Origin of the sequence: Algiphilus sp. (genome assembly GCF_023145115.1) — a bacterium.
Lineage (GTDB): Bacteria > Pseudomonadota > Gammaproteobacteria > Nevskiales > Nevskiaceae > Algiphilus.
This window is the reverse complement of sequence record NZ_JAGLEJ010000013.1, coordinates 16180-35264: the sequence shown is the minus strand read 5'-3', so window position 1 is coordinate 35264 and position 19085 is coordinate 16180. Positions and strand designations below refer to the sequence as shown.

At 68.8% G+C, this 19085-nt stretch carries 22 protein-coding genes; 8 read left to right on the top strand and 14 right to left on the bottom strand.

Features of this window, described 5'->3' with window-relative positions:
* Positions 1–2: 2 nt before the first annotated feature.
* From KAH28_RS04185 to ccoN, 7 genes are read right to left on the bottom strand one after another with little or no spacing between them, the layout of a single operon-like run.
* Entirely contained in the window at positions 3–170 is a 168-nt protein-coding gene (locus tag KAH28_RS04185) for a hypothetical protein (protein WP_290574560.1), read from the bottom strand.
* Positions 167–1540: a cytochrome c oxidase accessory protein CcoG gene (gene ccoG / locus KAH28_RS04180; RefSeq protein WP_290574559.1), complete on the bottom strand. Its 1374-nt coding sequence runs from the start codon at positions 1538–1540 to the stop codon at positions 167–169. Before ccoG ends, KAH28_RS04185 begins: the two co-directional genes overlap by 4 nt.
* The gene (locus KAH28_RS04175; RefSeq protein WP_290574557.1) at positions 1533–1814 is read right to left on the bottom strand and encodes a hypothetical protein; all 282 of its coding nucleotides are present in this window, start codon (positions 1812–1814) and stop codon (positions 1533–1535) included. The genes ccoG and KAH28_RS04175 overlap by 8 nt, the downstream gene beginning before the upstream one ends.
* Positions 1814–2707, bottom strand: coding sequence for a cytochrome-c oxidase, cbb3-type subunit III (gene ccoP, locus KAH28_RS04170; protein ID WP_290574556.1), 894 nt, complete (start codon positions 2705–2707; stop codon positions 1814–1816). Before ccoP ends, KAH28_RS04175 begins: the two co-directional genes overlap by 1 nt.
* Positions 2704–2856 (bottom strand): cbb3-type cytochrome c oxidase subunit 3, encoded by a 153-nt coding sequence (locus tag KAH28_RS04165; RefSeq protein ID WP_290574555.1) that lies wholly within the window; start codon positions 2854–2856, stop codon positions 2704–2706. The genes ccoP and KAH28_RS04165 overlap by 4 nt, the downstream gene beginning before the upstream one ends.
* On the bottom strand, positions 2856–3467 hold the full coding sequence (gene ccoO / locus KAH28_RS04160; protein ID WP_290574554.1) for a cytochrome-c oxidase, cbb3-type subunit II: 612 nt from the start codon (positions 3465–3467) through the stop codon (positions 2856–2858). Before ccoO ends, KAH28_RS04165 begins: the two co-directional genes overlap by 1 nt.
* Positions 3464–4897 carry a cytochrome-c oxidase, cbb3-type subunit I gene (gene ccoN / locus KAH28_RS04155; protein WP_290574552.1) on the bottom strand — a complete coding sequence of 478 codons (1434 nt, stop codon included), beginning with the start codon at positions 4895–4897 and terminating at the stop codon, positions 3464–3466. The genes ccoO and ccoN overlap by 4 nt, the downstream gene beginning before the upstream one ends.
* Before the next feature lie 226 nt (positions 4898–5123).
* Between ccoN and KAH28_RS04150 the strand changes: the two genes are divergently transcribed.
* The 4 genes from KAH28_RS04150 (at position 5124) to KAH28_RS04135 (ending at position 7549) form a co-directional block, all read left to right on the top strand.
* The gene (locus KAH28_RS04150; RefSeq protein WP_290574551.1) at positions 5124–6101 is read left to right on the top strand and encodes a hypothetical protein; all 978 of its coding nucleotides are present in this window, start codon (positions 5124–5126) and stop codon (positions 6099–6101) included.
* Positions 6102–6166: 65 nt separating this feature from the next.
* Positions 6167–6736 (top strand): hypothetical protein, encoded by a 570-nt coding sequence (locus KAH28_RS04145; protein WP_290574549.1) that lies wholly within the window; start codon positions 6167–6169, stop codon positions 6734–6736.
* A 1-nt stretch (position 6737) separates the two neighbouring features.
* Positions 6738–7139 (top strand): roadblock/LC7 domain-containing protein, encoded by a 402-nt coding sequence (locus KAH28_RS04140; protein ID WP_290574548.1) that lies wholly within the window; start codon positions 6738–6740, stop codon positions 7137–7139.
* A 53-nt stretch (positions 7140–7192) separates the two neighbouring features.
* Positions 7193–7549, top strand: coding sequence for a hypothetical protein (locus KAH28_RS04135; RefSeq protein ID WP_290574547.1), 357 nt, complete (start codon positions 7193–7195; stop codon positions 7547–7549).
* A 60-nt stretch (positions 7550–7609) separates the two neighbouring features.
* On the opposite strand, the gene KAH28_RS04130 is transcribed toward KAH28_RS04135, so the two are convergent.
* Both KAH28_RS04130 and KAH28_RS04125 read right to left on the bottom strand, forming a co-directional pair.
* Positions 7610–8374: a 3-hydroxyacyl-CoA dehydrogenase gene (locus KAH28_RS04130; RefSeq protein WP_290574545.1), complete on the bottom strand. Its 765-nt coding sequence runs from the start codon at positions 8372–8374 to the stop codon at positions 7610–7612.
* 364 nt (positions 8375–8738) lie between these two features.
* Positions 8739–9779, bottom strand: a complete 1041-nt coding sequence (locus tag KAH28_RS04125) for an AraC family transcriptional regulator (protein ID WP_290574544.1) — start codon at positions 9777–9779, stop codon at positions 8739–8741.
* 115 nt (positions 9780–9894) lie between these two features.
* Here KAH28_RS04125 and KAH28_RS04120 point away from each other — a divergent pair, with 115 nt between their 5' ends.
* Positions 9895–11526: an NAD(P)/FAD-dependent oxidoreductase gene (locus tag KAH28_RS04120; protein WP_290574543.1), complete on the top strand. Its 1632-nt coding sequence runs from the start codon at positions 9895–9897 to the stop codon at positions 11524–11526.
* Positions 11527–11573: 47 nt separating this feature from the next.
* Entirely contained in the window at positions 11574–12044 is a 471-nt protein-coding gene (locus tag KAH28_RS04115) for a hypothetical protein (RefSeq protein WP_290574542.1), read from the top strand.
* Between the two features lie 25 nt (positions 12045–12069).
* On the opposite strand, the gene KAH28_RS04110 is transcribed toward KAH28_RS04115, so the two are convergent.
* Genes KAH28_RS04110 through KAH28_RS04095 form a run of 4 tightly spaced genes read right to left on the bottom strand, consistent with a single transcriptional unit; the run spans position 12070 to position 15861 of the window.
* A complete protein-coding gene (locus KAH28_RS04110) occupies positions 12070–13569 on the bottom strand; it encodes an NAD(P)/FAD-dependent oxidoreductase (protein WP_290574541.1) in 1500 nt (499 codons plus the stop codon).
* Entirely contained in the window at positions 13566–14075 is a 510-nt protein-coding gene (locus KAH28_RS04105; protein ID WP_290574540.1) for a hypothetical protein, read from the bottom strand. The genes KAH28_RS04110 and KAH28_RS04105 overlap by 4 nt, the downstream gene beginning before the upstream one ends.
* A gap of 10 nt (positions 14076–14085) precedes the next feature.
* The gene (locus KAH28_RS04100) at positions 14086–15015 is read right to left on the bottom strand and encodes a hypothetical protein (protein WP_290574539.1); all 930 of its coding nucleotides are present in this window, start codon (positions 15013–15015) and stop codon (positions 14086–14088) included.
* Positions 15016–15024: 9 nt separating this feature from the next.
* Complete coding sequence (locus tag KAH28_RS04095) at positions 15025–15861, bottom strand: SDR family NAD(P)-dependent oxidoreductase (protein WP_290574538.1); 837 nt, start codon at positions 15859–15861, stop codon at positions 15025–15027.
* Between the two features lie 73 nt (positions 15862–15934).
* Here KAH28_RS04095 and KAH28_RS04090 point away from each other — a divergent pair, with 73 nt between their 5' ends.
* Positions 15935–16555 (top strand): TetR/AcrR family transcriptional regulator, encoded by a 621-nt coding sequence (locus KAH28_RS04090; RefSeq protein WP_290574537.1) that lies wholly within the window; start codon positions 15935–15937, stop codon positions 16553–16555.
* 322 nt (positions 16556–16877) lie between these two features.
* Positions 16878–17510: a hypothetical protein gene (locus KAH28_RS04085; protein ID WP_290574536.1), complete on the top strand. Its 633-nt coding sequence runs from the start codon at positions 16878–16880 to the stop codon at positions 17508–17510.
* A gap of 111 nt (positions 17511–17621) precedes the next feature.
* Here KAH28_RS04085 and creC read toward each other — a convergent pair whose 3' ends face one another.
* Complete coding sequence (gene creC, locus KAH28_RS04080; RefSeq protein WP_290574535.1) at positions 17622–19082, bottom strand: two-component system sensor histidine kinase CreC; 1461 nt, start codon at positions 19080–19082, stop codon at positions 17622–17624.
* Between the last annotated feature and the right edge of the window lie 3 nt (positions 19083–19085).

Here is a 19085-nt window from a genome sequence, read left to right as displayed (position 1 = left end):
GCTCACTGTTCCGACTGCGTGGTGACGCCGGCGAAGCGGTCGCTGCGGTCCGCCACCGGCTCCCAGCGATTCTGGACCGCGATGATCACCGTCAGAACCCCCGCGATCACGGTCGCGAACGGGATCCCGAATACCAGCAGCGCCTCGATGGACAAGCGCGAACGATTCATGGCATGGCTCCGGGTATGAAGCGGCCGGTGTGACGAATCGAGACCTCCGGCGCATCGGCCGCGGTGGCAATGAAGGTCACGTCGAAGGGATGCGCGATGGCGTCCCCGGCGATGCGCGCACCCACCGTCACCGGGCGGGTCTCGCTGGCACCGAGCTGCACCGAATCCGGGGACAGCGCCAGGGTGCGGCCGTCGGGTGCCTCGGCACGCAGCATCAGCGTGCGGGGCGCGTCACTCTTGTTGGTGACGCGCAGCACGAAGACGTTCTCGACCATGCCGTCCGGCAGCGCCCGGTAGAGATTGCGCCGATCGCGCATCACGTCGAGCTCGAGCGGCGAGCGCAGCAGCAGTGCCGCGAGCAGGCCGCCGGCCAGCAGCAACCAGACCAGGCCGTAGCCGATGGCGCGCGGTCGCAGCAGGCGGAAGCGGCCTTCGGCGTCGTGCCGATCGCTGGTGTAGCGGATCAGCCCGCGCGGCCTGCCGACATGGTCCATGACCGTGTTGCAGGCGTCCACGCAGGCCGCGCAGGCGATGCACTCGTACTGCAGGCCGTTGCGGATGTCGATGCCCGTGGGACAGACCTGCACGCACAGCGAGCAGTCCACGCAGTCGCCCGCGGTCTCGCCGCGCCGCCTGGCGCTCTGCTTGCGTGGTTCGCCGCGCTTCTCGTCATAGGCGATGATCAGCGTGTCCTTGTCGAACATCGCCGACTGGAAGCGCGCATAGGGGCACATGTACTTGCACACCTGCTCGCGCATGAAGCCGGCGTTGCCCCAGGTCGCGAAGCCGTAGAAGGCGCTCCACCAGAGCGGCCAGCCGCCCAGCTCGAAGGCGGCAACGTCGGCCACCAGCGTGCGCATCGGCACGAAGTAGGCCACGAAGGTCAGCCCCGTGAATGCGGCGAAGGCGACCCACGCCACATGCTTGCCCCCCTTGCGCAGCAGCTTGTGCGGTCCCCACGGCATGCGGTCGAGCTTCATGCGCTGATGCCGCTCGCCCTCGATGGCGCGCTCGATCCACAGGAAGGCTTCGGTCCACACCGTCTGCGGGCAGGCATAGCCGCACCACAGTCGGCCCGCCAGCGTGGTGAAGAAGAACAGCGTCAGCGCTGCCAGGATGAGCAGCCACGCCAGCAGGAAGAGGTCCTGCGGCACCAGGGTCATGCCGAAGACATGGAAGCGCCGCGCGGGCAGATCGAACAGCACCGCGGGCTCGCCGCCGATGGTGACCCATGGCAGCAGGTAATACAGCCCCAGCAGCACCACCATCGCGAGCACGCGCAGACGCGCGTAGCGCCCCCGCGCCATGCGCGGATAGACCTTGGGCGCGGACTGGTAGAGGGAGACGGTCTCGCCCGATGGATCAGCCACGACGCAATCTCCTCCGGGGATTGGTGGCCAGCGCCCAGGCCACCGCCGCGGGCACCAGCGCGGTCGCCCAGGCCACGCCGAAGATGCGGCCGAGCGCATCGAAGCCGGGCCCGTCGGCGGCCATCGCACAGATGTCCCAGCCCACCAGGACGGCGATCATGTTGACGGTCGCGCCCAGGAAACCGGCCCACAGCACCGATGCCACGAAGCGGGTCCGGCGCGACATCGGCGGACGCAGGTCGCGTTCGAACAGCGGCTCGTCATTGCCGGCCATCACTGCGCCTCCCCGAGCCCGTAGACATAGGCGGCAAGCAGGTCGATGTCGGTCGCGCCCAGCGCGTCCCCGAAGGCCGGCATGTTGCCGTTGCGACCGAACAGGATGGTGTGGCGCACGGCATCGGGATCGCCGCCGTAGAGCCACTCGCCATTGCGCAGGTCGGGGGCACCCAGTGCCGGATTGCCGTGACCCTCGGCCCCGTGACAGGCCGCGCAGGTGCGCTGGAAGGTCTGCCGCGCGCGTTCGGCGCGCGCCTGCGTCAGGCGGGCATCGTCCCACTCCCGCACGAAGGTGATCAGGTCGGGCACCACGTCCTGCGGCAGGGTCGCGTAGAACTGCGGCATGGCGGCCTGCCGGCCCCTGGCGATGCTGGCGCGGATGGTCTCGGGCGCGCCACCCCAGAGCCAGACATCGTCGGCAAGATCGGGGAATCCGACCGCGCCGCGCGCATCGACACCGTGGCAGCCGGCGCACTGGATGGAGAAGAGCTCCCCACCGAAGCGGCGCGCCGCCGGATCGTTCGCGAGCGCCGCGATGGACTTGCCCTCGAAAGCTGCGTAGAAGGCCTCGCGCCGCTCCTTGACGGCCTCCAGGCGCTCGTCGTGCTGCTTCTCCTGCGTCCAGTCCAGCAGACCCGGGTAGTTGCCCAGTCCCGGGAAGGCCACCAGATAGCCGAGCCCGAAGACGATGGTCAGGATGAACATGTGCAGCCACCAGCGCGGCAGCGGATTGTTGAGCTCGCGCAGATCCTCGTCCCAGACGTGCTCCTTCTCGGCGCCGTCGGCAACCTCCCCCGGCTGCTTCTTCGAAGTCCACACCAGCAGCCAGAGACAGGCGAGGATGTTGGCGATGGTGACCACGGCCACCGTCACGCTCCAGAAGGTATTCATCGCTTGGGGTCCTCGTGATGGTCATCGCCGTCGTCGAGCGGGAGCCGGGAGGCTTCCTCGAAGTCGGCGCGCTTGCGCTTGCTGTAGGCCCAGACGCAGATGGCGCCGAAGCCGATCATGGCGAGTACGGTGGTGATGCCGGCCGCCATTACTGCCCCTCCCCGCCGGCCGGTGCACGCAGGCCCTGCAGATAGGCGATGAGCGCGTCCATCTTGGTCTTCCCGCTGACCGCGTCCGGCGCGGCCGCGATGGCATCGTCGCCATAGGGCACGCCGACACGGCGCAGTGCCCGCATCATCGCCTGGACCTCCTCCGGATCCACGTCGGCGCGATCAAGCCACGGGTAGCCGGGCATGTTCGATTCCGGCACCAGGTCGCGCGGATTGCGCAGATGCAGGCGATGCCACTCGTCGCTGTAGCGACCGCCGACCCGCGCCAGATCGGGACCGGTGCGCTTCGACCCCCACTGAAAGGGATGGTCGTAGACGAACTCGCCGGCCACCGAGTACGAGCCGTAGCGCAGCGTTTCCTCGTGTAGCGAGCGCACCATCTGCGAGTGGCAGCCGTAGCAACCCTCCCGGATGTAGACGTCGCGCCCGGCGAGGCGGAGCGGGTCGTAGGGCTCGACGCCGGGCGCCGCATCCTCGCCCAGGCCGGCCGCCATCAGCGGCACGATCTGGATGAAACCGCCCACACTGATGACCAGGGCGATCAGGACCGCCATCAGGACGATGTTCTTCTCGATCTTCTCGTGGTTCATGCCCGCGCCTCCGCGATGACGAACTCGGCAGCCCGCTGGCCGGCGACGGTGCGCCACACGTTCCACGCCATGATCACCATGCCGCTGAGGAAGAGCGCCCCGCCGAACAGCCGCACGGCGTAGTAGGGATAGGTGGCGTTGAGCGCCTCCATGAAGGAATAGGTCAGGGTTCCGTCATCCTCCACGGCCCGCCACATCAGGCCCTGCATGATTCCGGCGACCCACATCGAGGCGGCGTAGAGCACGACACCGATGGTCGACAGCCAGAAGTGCAGATTGATGGCCGGCACGCTGTGCATCTCGGTGCGGCCCCAGAGGCGCGGCACCAGCATGTAGATCGAGCCGATGGAGATCATCGCGACCCAGCCCAGCGCGCCCGAATGCACGTGGCCGATGGTCCAGTCGGTGTAGTGCGAGAGCGCGTTGACCGTCCGGATCGACATCATCGGCCCCTCGAAGGTCGACATGCCGTAGAACGACAGCGACACGATCAGGAACTTCAGGATGGGGTCGTCGCGCAGCTTGTGCCATGCACCCGACAGGGTCATGATCCCGTTGATCATGCCGCCCCAGCTGGGGGCCAGCAGGATCAGCGAGAACACCATGCCCAGTGACTGCACCCAGTCCGGCAGCGCCGAGTACTGCAGGTGGTGCGGACCGGCCCACATGTAGATGGAGATCAGTGCCCAGAAGTGCACGATCGACAGGCGGTACGAGTAGATCGGCCGCCCCGCCTGCTTGGGCACGAAGTAGTACATCATCCCGAGGAAGCCGGCAGTGAGGAAGAAGCCGACGGCGTTGTGGCCGTACCACCACTGCACCATCGCGTCGACGGCGCCGGGATAGGCCGAATACGACTTCCACAGGCTCACCGGCGTGGCCGCGTTGTTGACGATGTGCAGCATCGCCACCGCGATGATGAAGGCGCCGTAGAACCAGTTCGCGACGTAGATGTGCTTGACGCGCCGCGTGGCGATGGTCCCGAAGAAGACCACGGCGTAGGCCACCCACACCAGCGCCACCAGGATCGCCAGCGGCCACTCCAGCTCGGCGTACTCCTTGGACTGCGTGATGCCCATCGGCAGGGTGATGACGGCACCGATGATCACCGCCGTCCAGCCCCAGAAGGTGAAAGCCGCCAGCTTCGGCAGGAAGAGCGGCGCATGACAGGTGCGCTGCACGATCCAGTACGAAGTCGCGAACAGCGCGCTGCCGCCGAACGCGAAGATGACCGCGTTGGTATGCAGCGGTCGCAGACGGCTGTAGGTCAGCCACGGGATGTCGAAGTTCAGGGCCGGGAACAGGAGCTGGGCGGCGAGCAGCACGCCCACGCCCATGCCCACGAGCCCCCAGACCACGGTCGCGATGGTGAACTGACGCACGACGCGGTCGTGGTAGTACGCCGGCTGGGCGGGGTTGGCAGAAGACACGGCAGTTCCTCGGGTTCGGAGTGCACGCATCTTCCCGCCCGCCGGTGGGTGCCGCGATGATCCAGATCAATTCCCGGTGGCGGGATGCCGGCTCCGGCCGCGCGGTCCACGCCCGCCCGCGCGCGGCACTGCGACAGGCGGCGCGGATAGGACGATCGGCGGCCTCGGATGGCGCCCACGGCGCCCCTAACATGATCCGAAACCGCGACAAGGATCGAACACCACCATGCGTCAGCCCATCGCGCTCGCACTGGGACCGATGTCGGCTCGCCGCTATCTCCTGCTGCGCAGCCTGATCGAGCGACACGGCGACCGGACCGAACCCGGCTGGCGCTTCCGCGAGTCGGCGGCCGATGCCGAGGTGGTGCTGTTCGATCCGACACACCCGATACCGCGCGATGCCACCGATGTCGACGCGCTGGTGCTGCCCGTCATCGATCGCGCGCAGCACGATGGCGGCGATGCCCTCGCGCTCCCCTTCCCGCCCTCGAGCGCGGACCTCGCCGGCTTCCTGTCCGGCGTCGGGCAGCAACTCGCCCGGGGCGCATCCGCACGCCAGGAACACGACACCCCGAGTGAGCAGGCAACGCGCCTGCGCGCGCTGGCCGACGCCATTGCCGGACTGGTAGGCGGCCGCTACACGACCCTGCATCTCGAATCCCCGGACGGCGCGCTGGCGCTCTCGGCACACGACGACGGCATGCGCGCCCACGGACATGCCGACGACGAAGTCGCCGCCCTGCTCGCCGGGCCGGGATTCCTGCCGTCGCTGCGCGTCGTCGCCCGCAACCATCCCGTTTCCGGTACCGGCAGCGCCGCGGCCGCGCAGCGGCTGGTGTGGCAGCTCGCCGCCGCCCTGGCCGGCCATGACATCCTGCTGATGACGCCCGACCGCGCGCTCGAGCTCCGTCGCTGGCCGCACCCGCCGAGCTCGACCATCCGCAGCAGTGATGTCATGCGCATCTGCTCCGCCATCGCGCACGGGCGACCGTCTGCCGAAGCGCTCCGTCGCAACCGGCAGTTCGACGTTCGGGACGCAACGACCCTGCTCAATGCCGGGCACCTGCTCGACTTCGTGCGGGCGGCCGACGCCCCGGCGAAGTCACCATCCGCGACACCGGCTGGCGCCGGCCGCCAGCGCCACGGCACCCTCCTCGCGACCCTGCGCGCCGCCTTCGGTCTGCCCGCCCGCGCGCCCTCCTGAGGCCTCGCTTCCACCGCCCCGGGACGATCGCCGCCGCAATGCCAATAACTGATTCACCTGTCGAGTTGAAGGTCGTCGTCGCCGGTCCGGTCGGCGCGGGCAAGACCACGCTGGTATCCGCCCTCAGCGACGCACCGCCCGTACGCACCGAGGCACAGCGCACCGAGGCCGACCCCGCCAAGCCGATGACCACGGTGGCCATGGACTACGGCCGGCGCCACATCGACGACGGTCTGACCGTGGCCTTCTACGGGACCCCCGGCCAGGAACGCTTCGAACCCATGTGGCACATCCTGTCGCGCAATGCCTTCGGGGTGATCATGCTGCTGTCCGCCGAGGACCCCGACGGCCCGCAGGCGCTGGGGCACTTTCTGGGCTACTACGAGCGGCTGCTCGGCGATATCCCGACGGTCATCGGCATCTCGCGCGTGGACTGCCGGCCTGAGGCATTCGATCCGCTGTCCGCCCGTGCCGGCGACCGGCACCCGGACATCCCGGTCATGCCGGTCGACCCGCGCGACCCCGAATCCGCCGCTCTGCTGGTGGAAGCGCTGCTGACGCAGATCGACGCTCACGGCAGCACCGTTCTGGACCGTCTGCAGGGCGTCTCCGGCATGCAGTTCCGGGTGACCTGACATGGCCATATCAGCCGACCGCATACGCGAACGCGCGCAGCACGCGCTCGATGCGCTGCTGACATCCGAACCGGGCATCGGCGCGGCCGTCGCCGCCACCGAGGACGGCTTCGAGCTCGCCCAGGCCGCCCGCAGCCGTCTCGCCGACGAGAGTCTCGCCGCGCTCAGCGCCTCGGCGCTCGGGCTGGCGGGAGCACTGGCGCGTTCCGGACACATCGGCGACTGCCGCGACATCTACATCAACGGCGAGCAGGGCCGGATCATCATCATGTCGGTGCCGCGCATCCAGCCGCGCATCGTCCTGCTCGCGCTCACCGATACCAAGACCACGCTCGGCAATGCCGTGGTCGCCGTCCGCACGACGGCGTCCGCACTCACCGATTCCGTCGCCGCCGAGCCATGAGTGCGACGGACCTGTTCAAGCGCATCTTTTCCCGACCACAAGGAGCAACCCCCATGGCATCCATCGACCTCTCCCCTCTCACCGACATCGACGGCTTCATGTGCGCTGCGGTGGTGGACGGCGACAGCGGCATGCTGATGGCGTCCACCGAGGGTGGCGCCCTCGATCTCGAGATCGCGGCGGCCGGCAATTCGGAGGTCGTCAAGGCCAAGCGCCGTGTCGCCGAGAAGCTGGGCATCTCGGGCGGCATCGAGGACATCCTGATCACGCTGAGCGAGCAGTACCACCTCATCCGTCCGCTCGCGAAGACCCAGGACGTGTTCGTGTATCTCGTGCTCAACCGCAAGCAGGCCAGTCTCGCCATGGCGCGGCGCAGCCTGCAGTCCTTCGAGCAGACCGTCTCGCTCTAGGGCCCGCCACGGGGCGCACGGACCGGCACGCTGCGGCGCCGGCCCGTGCGCGGGGCCCGTTCAGCGTGGCTGCATGCGGATGCCGCCGTCGATGCGCACGGTCTCCCCGTTGATGTACGGGTTCTCGACCAGCGACTTGGCGAGATGCGCGATCTCGTCGGGCGTACCCAGTCGCTGCGGATTCAGCACCTGCTGCGACAGCGCCGTGACCACCTTCTCGCCCAGCGCCTCGAACAGCGGGGTGTGGATGAGGCCCGGCGCGATGGTATTGACGCGGATGCCGAAGGACGCGAGGTCGCGTGCCACCGGCAGCGTCATGCCGACGATGCCGCCCTTGGACGCCGAGTAGGCCGCCTGCCCCATCTGCCCCTCGAAGGCTGCCACCGAGGCGGTATTGATGATGACGCCGCGCTCGCCGTCGACGAGCTCGTTCCCGGCCATCTTCTCCGCAGCCAGGCGCAGCACGTTGAAGCTGCCCACCAGATTGATCTGGATCACCTTGTTGAACTTGTCGAGCGGGAAGGGGCCATCCTTGCCGAGGGTCTTGGCAGCACTGGCGATACCGGCGAAGTTCAGGCACACGTGGATGGCGCCGAAGCGCTCGACGGTCGCCGCAATGCCCCTGGCCACCGAGGCCTCGTCGGTAACGTCCACCTGCGCGAACAGCGCCTTGTCGCCGAGCTCGGCCACCAGCGCCTCGCCGGCCTCGGCGTTCATGTCGAAGATCGCGACACGCGCCCCGAGCCTGTGGAAGTACTCGACATTGCCCCGGCCTATGCCGGACGCCCCGCCGGTGATGACGAAAACACGATCACTGATCTGCACGCAGAAGCCTCCTCGGATGATGGTGACGCCCGAGCGATCGACCGTGCGCCGACCTCGCAAGGGCCATGGGAATCCGGAATGGTAGCCGTCCGGCGGCCTGCACGCCGGCGATCGAACGGCTGCTGAACAAGGAGCCGGTAGCAATGCGCACACCATCGCGACGATAGGCAATCGCGATTGGCGCGCCCGCTCCCGCCGCTGCAATCTACACCCACTCTCAGCGCAATCTCCTCCCCCCCACTGAGAGTGCCCCAGGCCGCCGCTCTTCCCCCGGAGCGGCGGCCTCTTTGTTCGCGGCGGAGGTCGCGCGATCCGGCGAACGGTCGGTCGGAAGCGCCGCCGGTGGCGCGTGCGTCTCCCGCGATCACGCCTTCGTGGACGATCGCGACGCGGCCGATGGCCCCTGCGTGCGAAGAGCCGACGGAGAACGCCCGAACCACCGACGGCAGGAGCGACTCAGGGCGGAATGCTCCGAGAAGCCCAGCATGGTCGCGAGCTGGGGAAGCGGAATATGCGTTTCCGTCAGATAGCGCAGCGCCAGTTCCCTGCGGGTCTGCTCGCGCAGCGCGTCGAAGGTGGTCCCCTCCGATGCCAGATGCCGCTGCAGGGTGCGGGGATGCAGGTTGAACAGCCGCGCGATCTCGGGGCGGTTGTCGGCATGGGTGCCGATGGCGTGGCGCAGCGCCTGGCGCACCCGCGACGACAGCGGTACTTCGGGCGCGTCGTAGGTCATCGCCAGATAGTCCACCGCGATCTCCCGCAGCATGGCGTTCTGCTTGCCCAGCGGGGTATCGAGCGTCGACCTGGCGACGTGCAGCCCCGCGTGTGGCTGCTGGGTGAGCACGGGTGCGCCGTAGAACCGTCGATAGCTTCGGTCGGCAGCGCCCGCGGCGTGCGTCAGCGTGACGGCGTGCAGCCGGTAGGCGCCCGCCCCCAGCGCCTTCAGCATCTGGTGCAGGTCGGCGAGGCTCAGATCCACCGTCTGCCGGAGACCCGATGCCCGGGGCAGATCGACCTCCAGCCGAAGCTCCTCGCAGTCCCTGCCGATCGGGCTGTCCGGCAGGGGCGTGAGCACGAGACCCGGACTCTGGACGTAGAGGAACCGGGAGGCGTACCCGACCGCCGCCCGGACCGTCGGCGCATTCTGCATCGCGATGGCCACCGGCCCCAGCACGCTGATGTCCTGCCCCTGCGCCAGACGCAATCCGAAGTCGGGGCAGTCGGTGATGGCCGCGCTCGCCTCGAGCAGGGCGGCAAAGGCGCGCAGCGGTACGAGCGCGTCCTCGTTCCGCAGTACGGACGGGCGGATCCGGTACCGGCGCAGCAGCGGCCCGGGGTCGGCGCCCAGCCGCCGCATCAGCGGCTCGTAGCCGCGCAGACCGCTGGTTCGGACCGTGACCGCCATGTCTCCAAATGTCCAGAGAACGTCTCCAGGTGTCAAGCCTGTGTGTGCCCGGCTTGCCAATCTTGATCGGCATCGCACGTCGCGAGCCGTGCGTGCCGATCAAGAGGAGACAACGATGCACCAGGCAGGCAATGACAGCGTGATCACGCTGGACGCGATCGTCGTGGGAGCCGGTTTCGCCGGTCTGTACATGCTTCACCGGCTGCGAGAGCTGGGCGTCACGGCCCGGATACTCGAGCGCGGCAGCGGCGTCGGGGGCACCTGGTACTGGAACCGCTACCCCGGAGCGCGCTGCGATGTGGAGAGTCTGGAGTACTCCTACAAGTTCGACGACGCGCTGCAGCAGGAGTGGGTCTGGACCGAACGCTACGCCGCCCAGCCGGAGATCCTGGCCTACCTCAATCACGTGGCCGATCGCTTCGGACTGCGCCCCGACATCGCGCTGCGGACCACCGTCACGGCGGCCGCGTACGATGAGGCGCGCGCACGGTGGCGGGTCACCACAGAGGACGGCGAACGGTACGACGTCCGCTACTTCATCGCCGCGACCGGATGCCTTTCGGAGCCGACCCGGCCTCGCTACCCGGGGCAGGAGGATTTCGCCGGAAGGATCCTCTACACCAGCCGCTGGCCCCGCGAGGACGTCGACTTCAGCGGACAGCGCGTCGCCGTCATCGGCACCGGCTCCTCCGGCATCCAGTCGATTCCGATCATCGCGTCGCAGGCGTCCCGCCTGACCGTGTTCCAGCGCACGCCGAGCTTCTCGGTACCGGCGTGCAACCGACCGCTGCTGGCGGACGAGGTCGCCAAGACGAAGCTGGAGCACCAGCGTTTCCGCGAGCACAACCTCGAGCAGGCGTTCGCCTTCAATCTGTTCGTCAATCCTCGGAATGCCACGGATGCTTCCCCGGAGGAGCGGGAGGCCGAATTCGAGCGGCGCTGGTCCGCATTCGGCGGTCTCCAGTTCCTGGGCGCGTTCCAGGACATCCTGCTCGACAGCGATGCCAACAGGGAAGCCCAGGCGTTCATCCGGCGGAAGATCCGCTCGATCGTCGAGGATCCGGCAACGGCCGAGATGCTGGTCCCGACCGACCACGCGGTGGGCTGCAAGCGCCTGTGCAGCGATACCGGCTACTACGAAACCTACAATCGGCCGAACGTCGAACTGATCGACCTCCGCGCCGATCCGATCAGCCGTTTCGCGCGGGACGGCATCGTGGTGGGTGAGCGCACGGTAGCAGCGGACGCAATCGTCTACGCCACCGGTTTCGACGCCATCACCGGCGCGCTGTCGCGCATCGACATCCGTGGCCGGAACGGGACGCGTCTGGCCGATCAATGGGAATACGGCGCCGGCGCCTACCTCGGTCTGATGGTGGCCGGCTTCCCCAACTTCTTCACCATCACCGGTCCGGGCAGCCCGTCGGTTCTCACCAACATGGTGATGGCCATCGAGGACCACGTGGACTGGGTCGCGAACTGCATCCGCTATCTGGACGATGAGGCGATCACCGCGATCGAGGCGACCGCCGAGCAGCAGACCGCGTGGATGCAGGAGGTTGCGGCCATCGCCGAGGCGACCCAGTTCACCGGCTGCAACAGCTGGTATTCCGGCTCGAACGTCCCGGGCAAGCCGCAGACCTTCACCATCTACGTCGGGTTCGCGGACTACCGCAACCGGATCCGGGAGATCGCGGAGCGCGGCTACGACACCTTCGCGCTGCGCAGCACCGCACAGCCCGCCTGAACCCGCATGGACAACCGCGCACCGCGGAACGAGGAGGAGACATGACGATGAACGCCGCAATCGAGCGCCGTCTGGCCGAACTGAGCCCGTACAGCACCCGCGGCCTCGAATGGGTGCGTCTGGAAGGGGGTGATGCCTTCGACTACCCCATCGACTACTGGGTCGCGGTGATGGGAACCGACATCGACACCCATCGCGCCGACTTCCTGGTCCGCTGGGAGCCGGAACGCTACTGCCACTTCCACCGGCACGTCGGACGCACGACCGTCGCGGTGCTCGCCGGCGAGCATCACGTCGTCGAGGAGCACCCCCACGAGACCGTGCACAAGACGCGACAGCCGGGCCACGTCGCCGACAACCCGCCCGGCGACCTGCACATGGAATACGGTGGCGCCGAAGGGTCGCTGCTCTTCTTCAGCATGCAGTCGGACGATGGCACGCTCTTCGAGTTCCTCGACCGCGAGGGTGGTCTCCTGCGCCTGGTGACGGTGGAGGACCTGGCCACCGCCAACATCTGACGCCGCCCCGGGCGCGTCCCTGCGCTCAGCCGCCGGAGAAGCGGTAGTCGGCCAGGTCGAAGCGCGCGCTGCGCCAGTACGCCTCCAGTGTGGTGGCCGGCCGGAACGGCACATCGCCGTGCTCATCGAAGTAGTAGCTGTTGGCGCCCCCGCAGCTGCCCCGGAAGAAGACCTGCCGCGGGCGGCGCTTCAGCATCTCGGCGAAGTAGCGCTCGTGGGCGGCCTGCCGGACCTCCACGCGCCGGGCACCGGTCCGTCGCGCCCGCTTCAGGCAGCGCACGATATGGCGCGCCTGGTTCTCCACCAGCGTGAAGTAGGACGCGCCGTTGTAGGCGTAGGGCCCCAGGACGGTGAAGTAGTTGGGAAAGCCCGGTACGGTCGCACCTTCGTAGGCCTGGTGCCGGTTCCGCTTCCAGAACGCGCCGAGCTCCAGCTCGCCGCGGCCGTGCACCGGAAACGGCGGTGCGTTGCCGGCCTCGAAGACCTTGAAGCCGGTCGCCAGGATCAGGACGTCGAGCGGATGGTCGCCGCCGTCCTGCGTGCGCACGGCCGTCGGCCCGATTTCCACGATCGACGCGGTTTCCAGCGACACGTTGTCCCGGTTGAAGGTGGCCAGATACTCGTTGGAGAAGCTGGGGCGCTTGCAGCCGAGGTCGTAGCGCGGCGTCAGCTTGTCGCGCACCACCGGATCGCGGACCTGCCGCGCGAGATGGCGGCGACCGATGCGCGCACCCACCGACGCCACCGGAAGCACCGAGTTGTAGTGGGCGGCGAAGGGGAACGTGGTTTCGACGAAGCCCTGGCTCAGCGCCCGCATCCCGCCCCTCGCGCCGGGAACCCGCCGCAGCAGCTGGCGCAGGGGCGCGGTGAGCCGGGCGTCCGGTTTGGGCAGGCACCAGATGGGCGTGCGCTGGAACACGGTGAGATGTGCGACCTCGGGCGCGATCGACGGCACCACCTGTACCGCGGAGGCCCCGGTGCCCACGATGCCGACGCGCTTGCCGCGCAGATCGACGGCATGGTCCCAGCGTGCGGTATGCAGCGTGGTGCCCGCGAAATCCGCCACACCCGGAATGTCCGGCAGCCTGGGCTGCGTGAGGATGCCGGTCGCGGACACCAGGTGGCGGACGGTCAGGGTCGTACCGGTATCCGTCGACAACGCCCAGGCGTCCGCTTCCTCGTCGAAGACGGCGCCGGTAACGGCGGTGTTGAAGCGGATGCGGTCCCGCAGACCGAAATGCCCCACGCAGTCCTCGGCATAGGCCTTGAGCTCGGCACCCGGTGCGTATACCCGCGACCAGTCGCTGCGCTGGTAGTACGAGAACTGATAGCTGAACGACGGGATGTCCACCGCCACGCCGGGATACGTGTTCCAGTGCCAGGCACCGCCGACGCCATCGCCCTGCTCCAGGATCCGCCAGTCGCGAATGCCGGCTCGATCCAGGGCAATGGCGACCCCGATGCCGGAGAAGCCGGCGCCGATGATCGCGACCTCGTGATCGATCCGATCGCCGACGCGGGTCATGCGGCGATGCTCCGCTGCTCGGGAGCGGCGACGACGATGAGATCGCAGTGATGCTCGATGCCTTCGACGCTGCGCACACCGTGCCGGCTGAGGCGGTCGATGGGCCAGGTCAGCAGCTTGCAGTGCGCCTGCAGCAGCGCCGGATAGTAGCGGTCCGATGCCAGCACCGGCACCGAGCCATCCGCACCGGTGCGCGACGGCGTCAATTGCCGCCGCATCCAGCGCTCCGGGATCCACGCGTTCAGATGCCGGCGCGCGACCGACACCGCCCGGCGCGGATTGCGCGCCGGCAGAAGCGCGTCGCGCTCCGGCACCACCCAGCACGGGTGGCGCTGGAACACGGTCAACTTCTCGGCATCGTCGGCCAGCGGCGCCACCAGCGGCACCAGCTGCTCGGCACGGCCGATCAGCGCGACCCTGCGTCCGGCACCGTGCGCGGGCAGCGGATCACGACCCGCGACCACGATCTCGCCGGCGAAGTCGCTCCACCCCCGAATCATTGCCATTGCGCGCTCCCTAGGCGGTGGGCTGCCAGCGCAGCTCGTGGACCCATGACGGCACCGCCGGCAGCCAGCGCGCGGGAATGCGACCGGTCAGCCGGACCAGCATGTCGACCGGTCGGTGGTAGACGACGTTGCCGCGGTTGGTGACCAGGCGCGCATGGCGGGAAATGATCTGGTACCAGGGATTGCGACGGCAGTGCGCACTGCGCTCGCCGACCTTCTCGAAGCGCCGCATGGCCTGGAAGAGCTTCTTCTCGCCCAGCCCCATCGCGACCACGTTGTCGCGCATCTTGTTGAGCAGGGGCAGATAGGTCGCGATGCCGATCAGCAGCCGCGGATCCACGACCGGCGCCAGCATCTCGACCATCCGGACGAGACTGGCATTGCGTCCCTGCATCTCCATGACGGTGAAGCCCACGCCGAGGTGGCGGGCCTCGTCACCGTTGATGAGCCCGAAGGCCTGATGGCAGACCGGGTCGTCGACGGTATCGAGCAGGAACTTGCACAACGCTCCGTCCAGCGCGACCTCCAGCATCGGGATGACCGTGCTCAGCACGTGGTAGGGCATCTCGTCGGCGTAGCGATCCAGCCACTCGATCACCAGCCGCAGATTGATGTTGGGCTCCGGCAGCTCGTCGCCTTCCAGCATCCCCCAGCGCTTCATCAGCGCCATCTCGGCGTTGGCATGGCGCTGTTCCTCGGCATGGAAATAGCTGTAGAGCTCGCGCAGGGTCTCGGTGGGTGCCCCCTTGGCCATCGCCGCGAAACCGCGTGCTCCCACATGCTCGATCCACATCAGATCGCTCATGAAAGCCTTGAGCTTGGGCCACTGCGCCTCGGTCACCAGCTCGGCGCCCGGGGCATCCCAGTCGATATCCACCAGGGCCCACTGCGAAGCCTTGACCTTCTCCAGCATCCTGTCGAGGTCGATCTTGTCGGACATGGTCACTCCTCAGGCCCTTGCGGCCAGCAATCGATTGAGGCGGCCTGCGCCGCGGGTGTACAGCGCCGGCATCCAGCGCTTGGTGCGCCAGATGGTGCGAGCGTCCAGTTGGGGCACGACGTAGAGCTGACCGCGCGCCAGACCGCGCAGCGCATCCCGCACGACCCGCTCCGGCGCCACCGACCAGGACGCCATCAGGCGACCGGCCAGAGCCTGGGCGCCGGCCTCGATGCGACCGCTGCGCACGATGTCGGTCTTCACGAAAGTGGGGCAGAGTGCCGTCACCGACACACCGCTGCCGCTGGCTTCCGCGGCCAGCGTTTCGGTCAGCGCCAGCGCCGCCGCCTTGCTGGTCGAATACGGTCCCATCCGGGGCGCTGCGGCGAAGCTGGCCGTGGAGCAGACGTTGATGACGCCGCCGAAGCCCTGATCGCGCAACCGCGGCATGAACACGTGGCTGCCATGGATGACGCCCCAGAGATTGACGTTCAGCACCCACTGCCAGTCGGCAATGGGCGTGACCCCGATGGGCTGGCCGCCCGCCCCGACGCCGGCGTTGTTGACCACCAGCGTCGGCGCGCCGGAGAAGAAGGCATCAGCCTGCTCGGCCATTTGCTCGACCTGCTGCAGGCTCCCGACATCGACCTGCACGGGCAACCCGTCCGCTCCTTCGGAACGCAGCATGTCGACCGTCTCGCGGGCGCGATCGATGTCGATGTCCGCGCAGACGACGCGCCCGCCCCGGCGGCCCAGCTCCCGCGCGAACGCGCGACCGATGCCGCTGCCGGCGCCCGTCACCACGGCCCGTGCCGCGAGCGCCTCATCCTTCCTTCCGGTGGCGACCATGCACGCCCCTGTTGAATGTGCCATTGATTGGTGGCACGATAATCCGATCTAATGTTCGGATTCAATTCGGATTATGGGACGCACCCGGAAACCGCAGCAGTCGCGCTCGCAACGCACCGTCGATGCCATTGTTTCGGCGGGCTTTATCGAGGCCGCGCGCGGGGGAATGGAGGGCGTCACGACGCGCCGAATCGCCGACACCGCCGGCGTGGGAGTCGGATCGGTATACGAGTATTTCGAGAACAAGGAGGCCATCGTCACGGCGATGAACCAGCGCATGGTCGACGAACTGGTCGGGCGCCTGCGTCCGCAGATCCCGACGCTGGTGACGCTCGAGCTGCGATCGCTGGTGGTCAGGCTGCTGGCCGAGCTGCGCGCCTTCCTTCAGGCCGACGGCGGCCGCTACGCGAGCTATCTCGCCAGTCAGAACCCGCGCGAGCTGCGCAGCACGCACGCCCGCATCAACAAGCTGCTGCGCGATCTGGCGGGCCAGTACATCATCCACCATCCCGAATACGCCGCCGTACCGCAGCTGCACGTGATCAGCTACATCGCCATTCACGGGGGCGTCGCCGTGATCAGCCAGCACCTCGGCGAGAACCCGCCCATCGTGCCCTTCGACGATCTGGTGAACGGCCTCGCCGACATGGTGGAGCGCATGACGACCGGGCCGCACCGGGACCGGCGGACCTGACGGATCGTCCGCTCGCTGCCGGCGCCCTCGGCACGGCACCCCCTGCCCGGATGCACGGAACGCGCGGCCCTCGGGCGTGCGACCGGGCGACGCCTCGTTCGCCATGGCCCACGCTCGCGACAGGGTCGGATACGGTGACACGGCGAAGCGGCTTCCGCGCCGCCGCGCGTGTGTACGCCGATACCTACACGCACACCAAAGCGTTCCCTACACCCCGGCGCAGTGAAGTGCGCTGTCGCGATCGATCCCTTCGCTCCATCCTCGCCGGCACGCACACGCTGCAGCGCAGCGACAACGACAGCCACGGGGAGAGGGGGAGACAATGCACATTCCGGCTTGCGGACGACTGGCCATCTACGGTTCGGTTGCACTGCTGTGCGCCTGCAGTGACGGTGGCTCGCAGGCCGCTACCGATCTATCGGAGGCGCGCTGCGTCGAGGCGGCTCCGGCCGGCGCGGTCGCCACGCCGGTTCGCCGCGGCGCGGTATGCGCATTGCTGGGTTTCGTCGCCTGTATCGTCGCCGATCCGGCTGCCGCCGCCGACGGCAATCTGGGGACCGCGACCAGCATCTCGTATTCGGTCGGACTGCTCGACGGCCTTCTAGGCGGCGCGGCCGGAGTGGCCGTCGAGCTGCCCGGGCGGCTGTCGGGAGGCAGCCTGGCCGCATTCGAGATCGCCTTTCCGGCGAGCCTCGTGCAGGCATCGGTCGCGAAACAGATCACGGTCACGACGTTCCTCAACGGGCAGGCGGTCGAGTCCGCGGGCTTCGGTGAAGGAACCGAGCTCGACCTGCTCGGCCTGTCCATTCTCGGTGACCAGCGGCGCGAGATCGTCGGGTTCGTGGCATCAAGCCCCTTCAACGGCGTCGAGCTCACGGTCAGTTCGAGCATCCTGTCGCTGGACCTGGGAAGCGGCATCAACGTCCTGGACTTCTGCTCGCGCGCGTCACCGTGATCCCGGAGCGCACCCGCGGGCCGGCCATCACTGCGCCAGGGCTTCGGACCACTGCCACGCGCGCCGGGGAACGGACGCCGTGTGCAGATCCCGTCCCCCGCCGTGGCGTCCCTACCCGCGGTCGCGGGTACTGCCGCCGGGCACGCACAGCTCCGCCACCGTACCGCCCCCGTCAGCGGGCATGAGCCGCACGCTGCCTCCGTGCAGTTCGGCGATCTCCGCGACGAACGCGAGCCCGAGCCCCGTGCTCTTCCGCCCGTCCGCGCGCGGCAGCGAATAGAAGCGGTCGAAGACCCGTTCCCGCGCGTACTCCGGAACCCCGGGGCCCTCGTCGCGCACCACGATCGCGACGCCGCCGTCCCGCGCGCACGCGGCGACATGCACGCAGCTGCCCGGCGGCGCGAAATCGAGCGCATTGGCCAGCAGGTTGCTCACGGCACGCTGCAGCAGGAACCGCTCGCCGCGCACCGTCAGGCCGGTCGCGCCATCGATCGCGATGACCACTCCGCGCGCCGCCGCCTGCGCGCCCGCACCGTCGACGCTGTCCGCGATCAGCGCATCGACGGACAGGGACTCGGCGGCCCGCAGATCGCGACGATTCTCCAGCGTGGCCAGCTCCAGCACCCGTCGGACGATGGTGTCGAGCCGCTCGGCCTCGTCGCGCATGTTGGCGATGAAGCGGGCGCGGTCGCCTGCCGGCATATCGGCCTCGAGGAGCTCGGCGGCGCCGGTGATGGCCGCCGTGGGGGTCTTCAACTCGTGGGCCAGGGACTGCACGTACTGCTCGACGTACTGCTTGCCGTCGAGCGCATCGCGCAGCTCGGTCATGGCGGTGCCGATGCGGCCGACCTCGTCGTTGCCGAGCCTCGGCGGCGTCTGCCGCCTGCCGCTGCGCAGCGACACCGCATAGGCGTGCAGGCGCTCCAGAGGCCGGCTGAGCCAGTCGTAGAGCAGCGCGCCGAGCAGCAGCGCGACGATCAGGACACCGCCGGCGGCAAGCGCCAGACGCTCCACCGCCGAAACGATGAAGCGTTCGGCGTTGCGCGTGCTCTTGCCGACGCCGACCGCGCCGACGACGGCACCGCGATGCCGTATGGGCACGGCAACGTACATGGTGGCGCCATCCGGATGCAGGAAGTCGCCCTGCGTGGTCCGCGCGCCGTAGTCGCCCGCCAGCGCTCGGTTCACGTCGCGCCAGGTGCTGTAGTCGACACCGACGTCCCGACCGTTCTCCGAGTCGTAGACGACACGCCCGGCAGCGTCGGTGACGTAGATGCGCAGGCCGAAGTCGGTCTTGACCAGGCCGCTGATGCGGGCACGCAGGGCGGTCCCGTGCAGCGGCGCGAAGCCGTCGGCCAGCAGCGCCGCACTCGGCACGGCGCCGCTCTCCCGCCGCACCAGCGCGGTTGCCGCGAGCTGCGTGGCCAGCGCGTGCGCCGTGTCGGCGAGGATGTCCTCCTGCGCTTCCATGTAGCGCGGCAGCAGATCGGCGCGCAGCCAGACCACCACCGCCACGGCCCCGGCGATCACCGCCAGCGCGAACAACAGGAAGGTCCGGCCGCGCAGCGACACGCG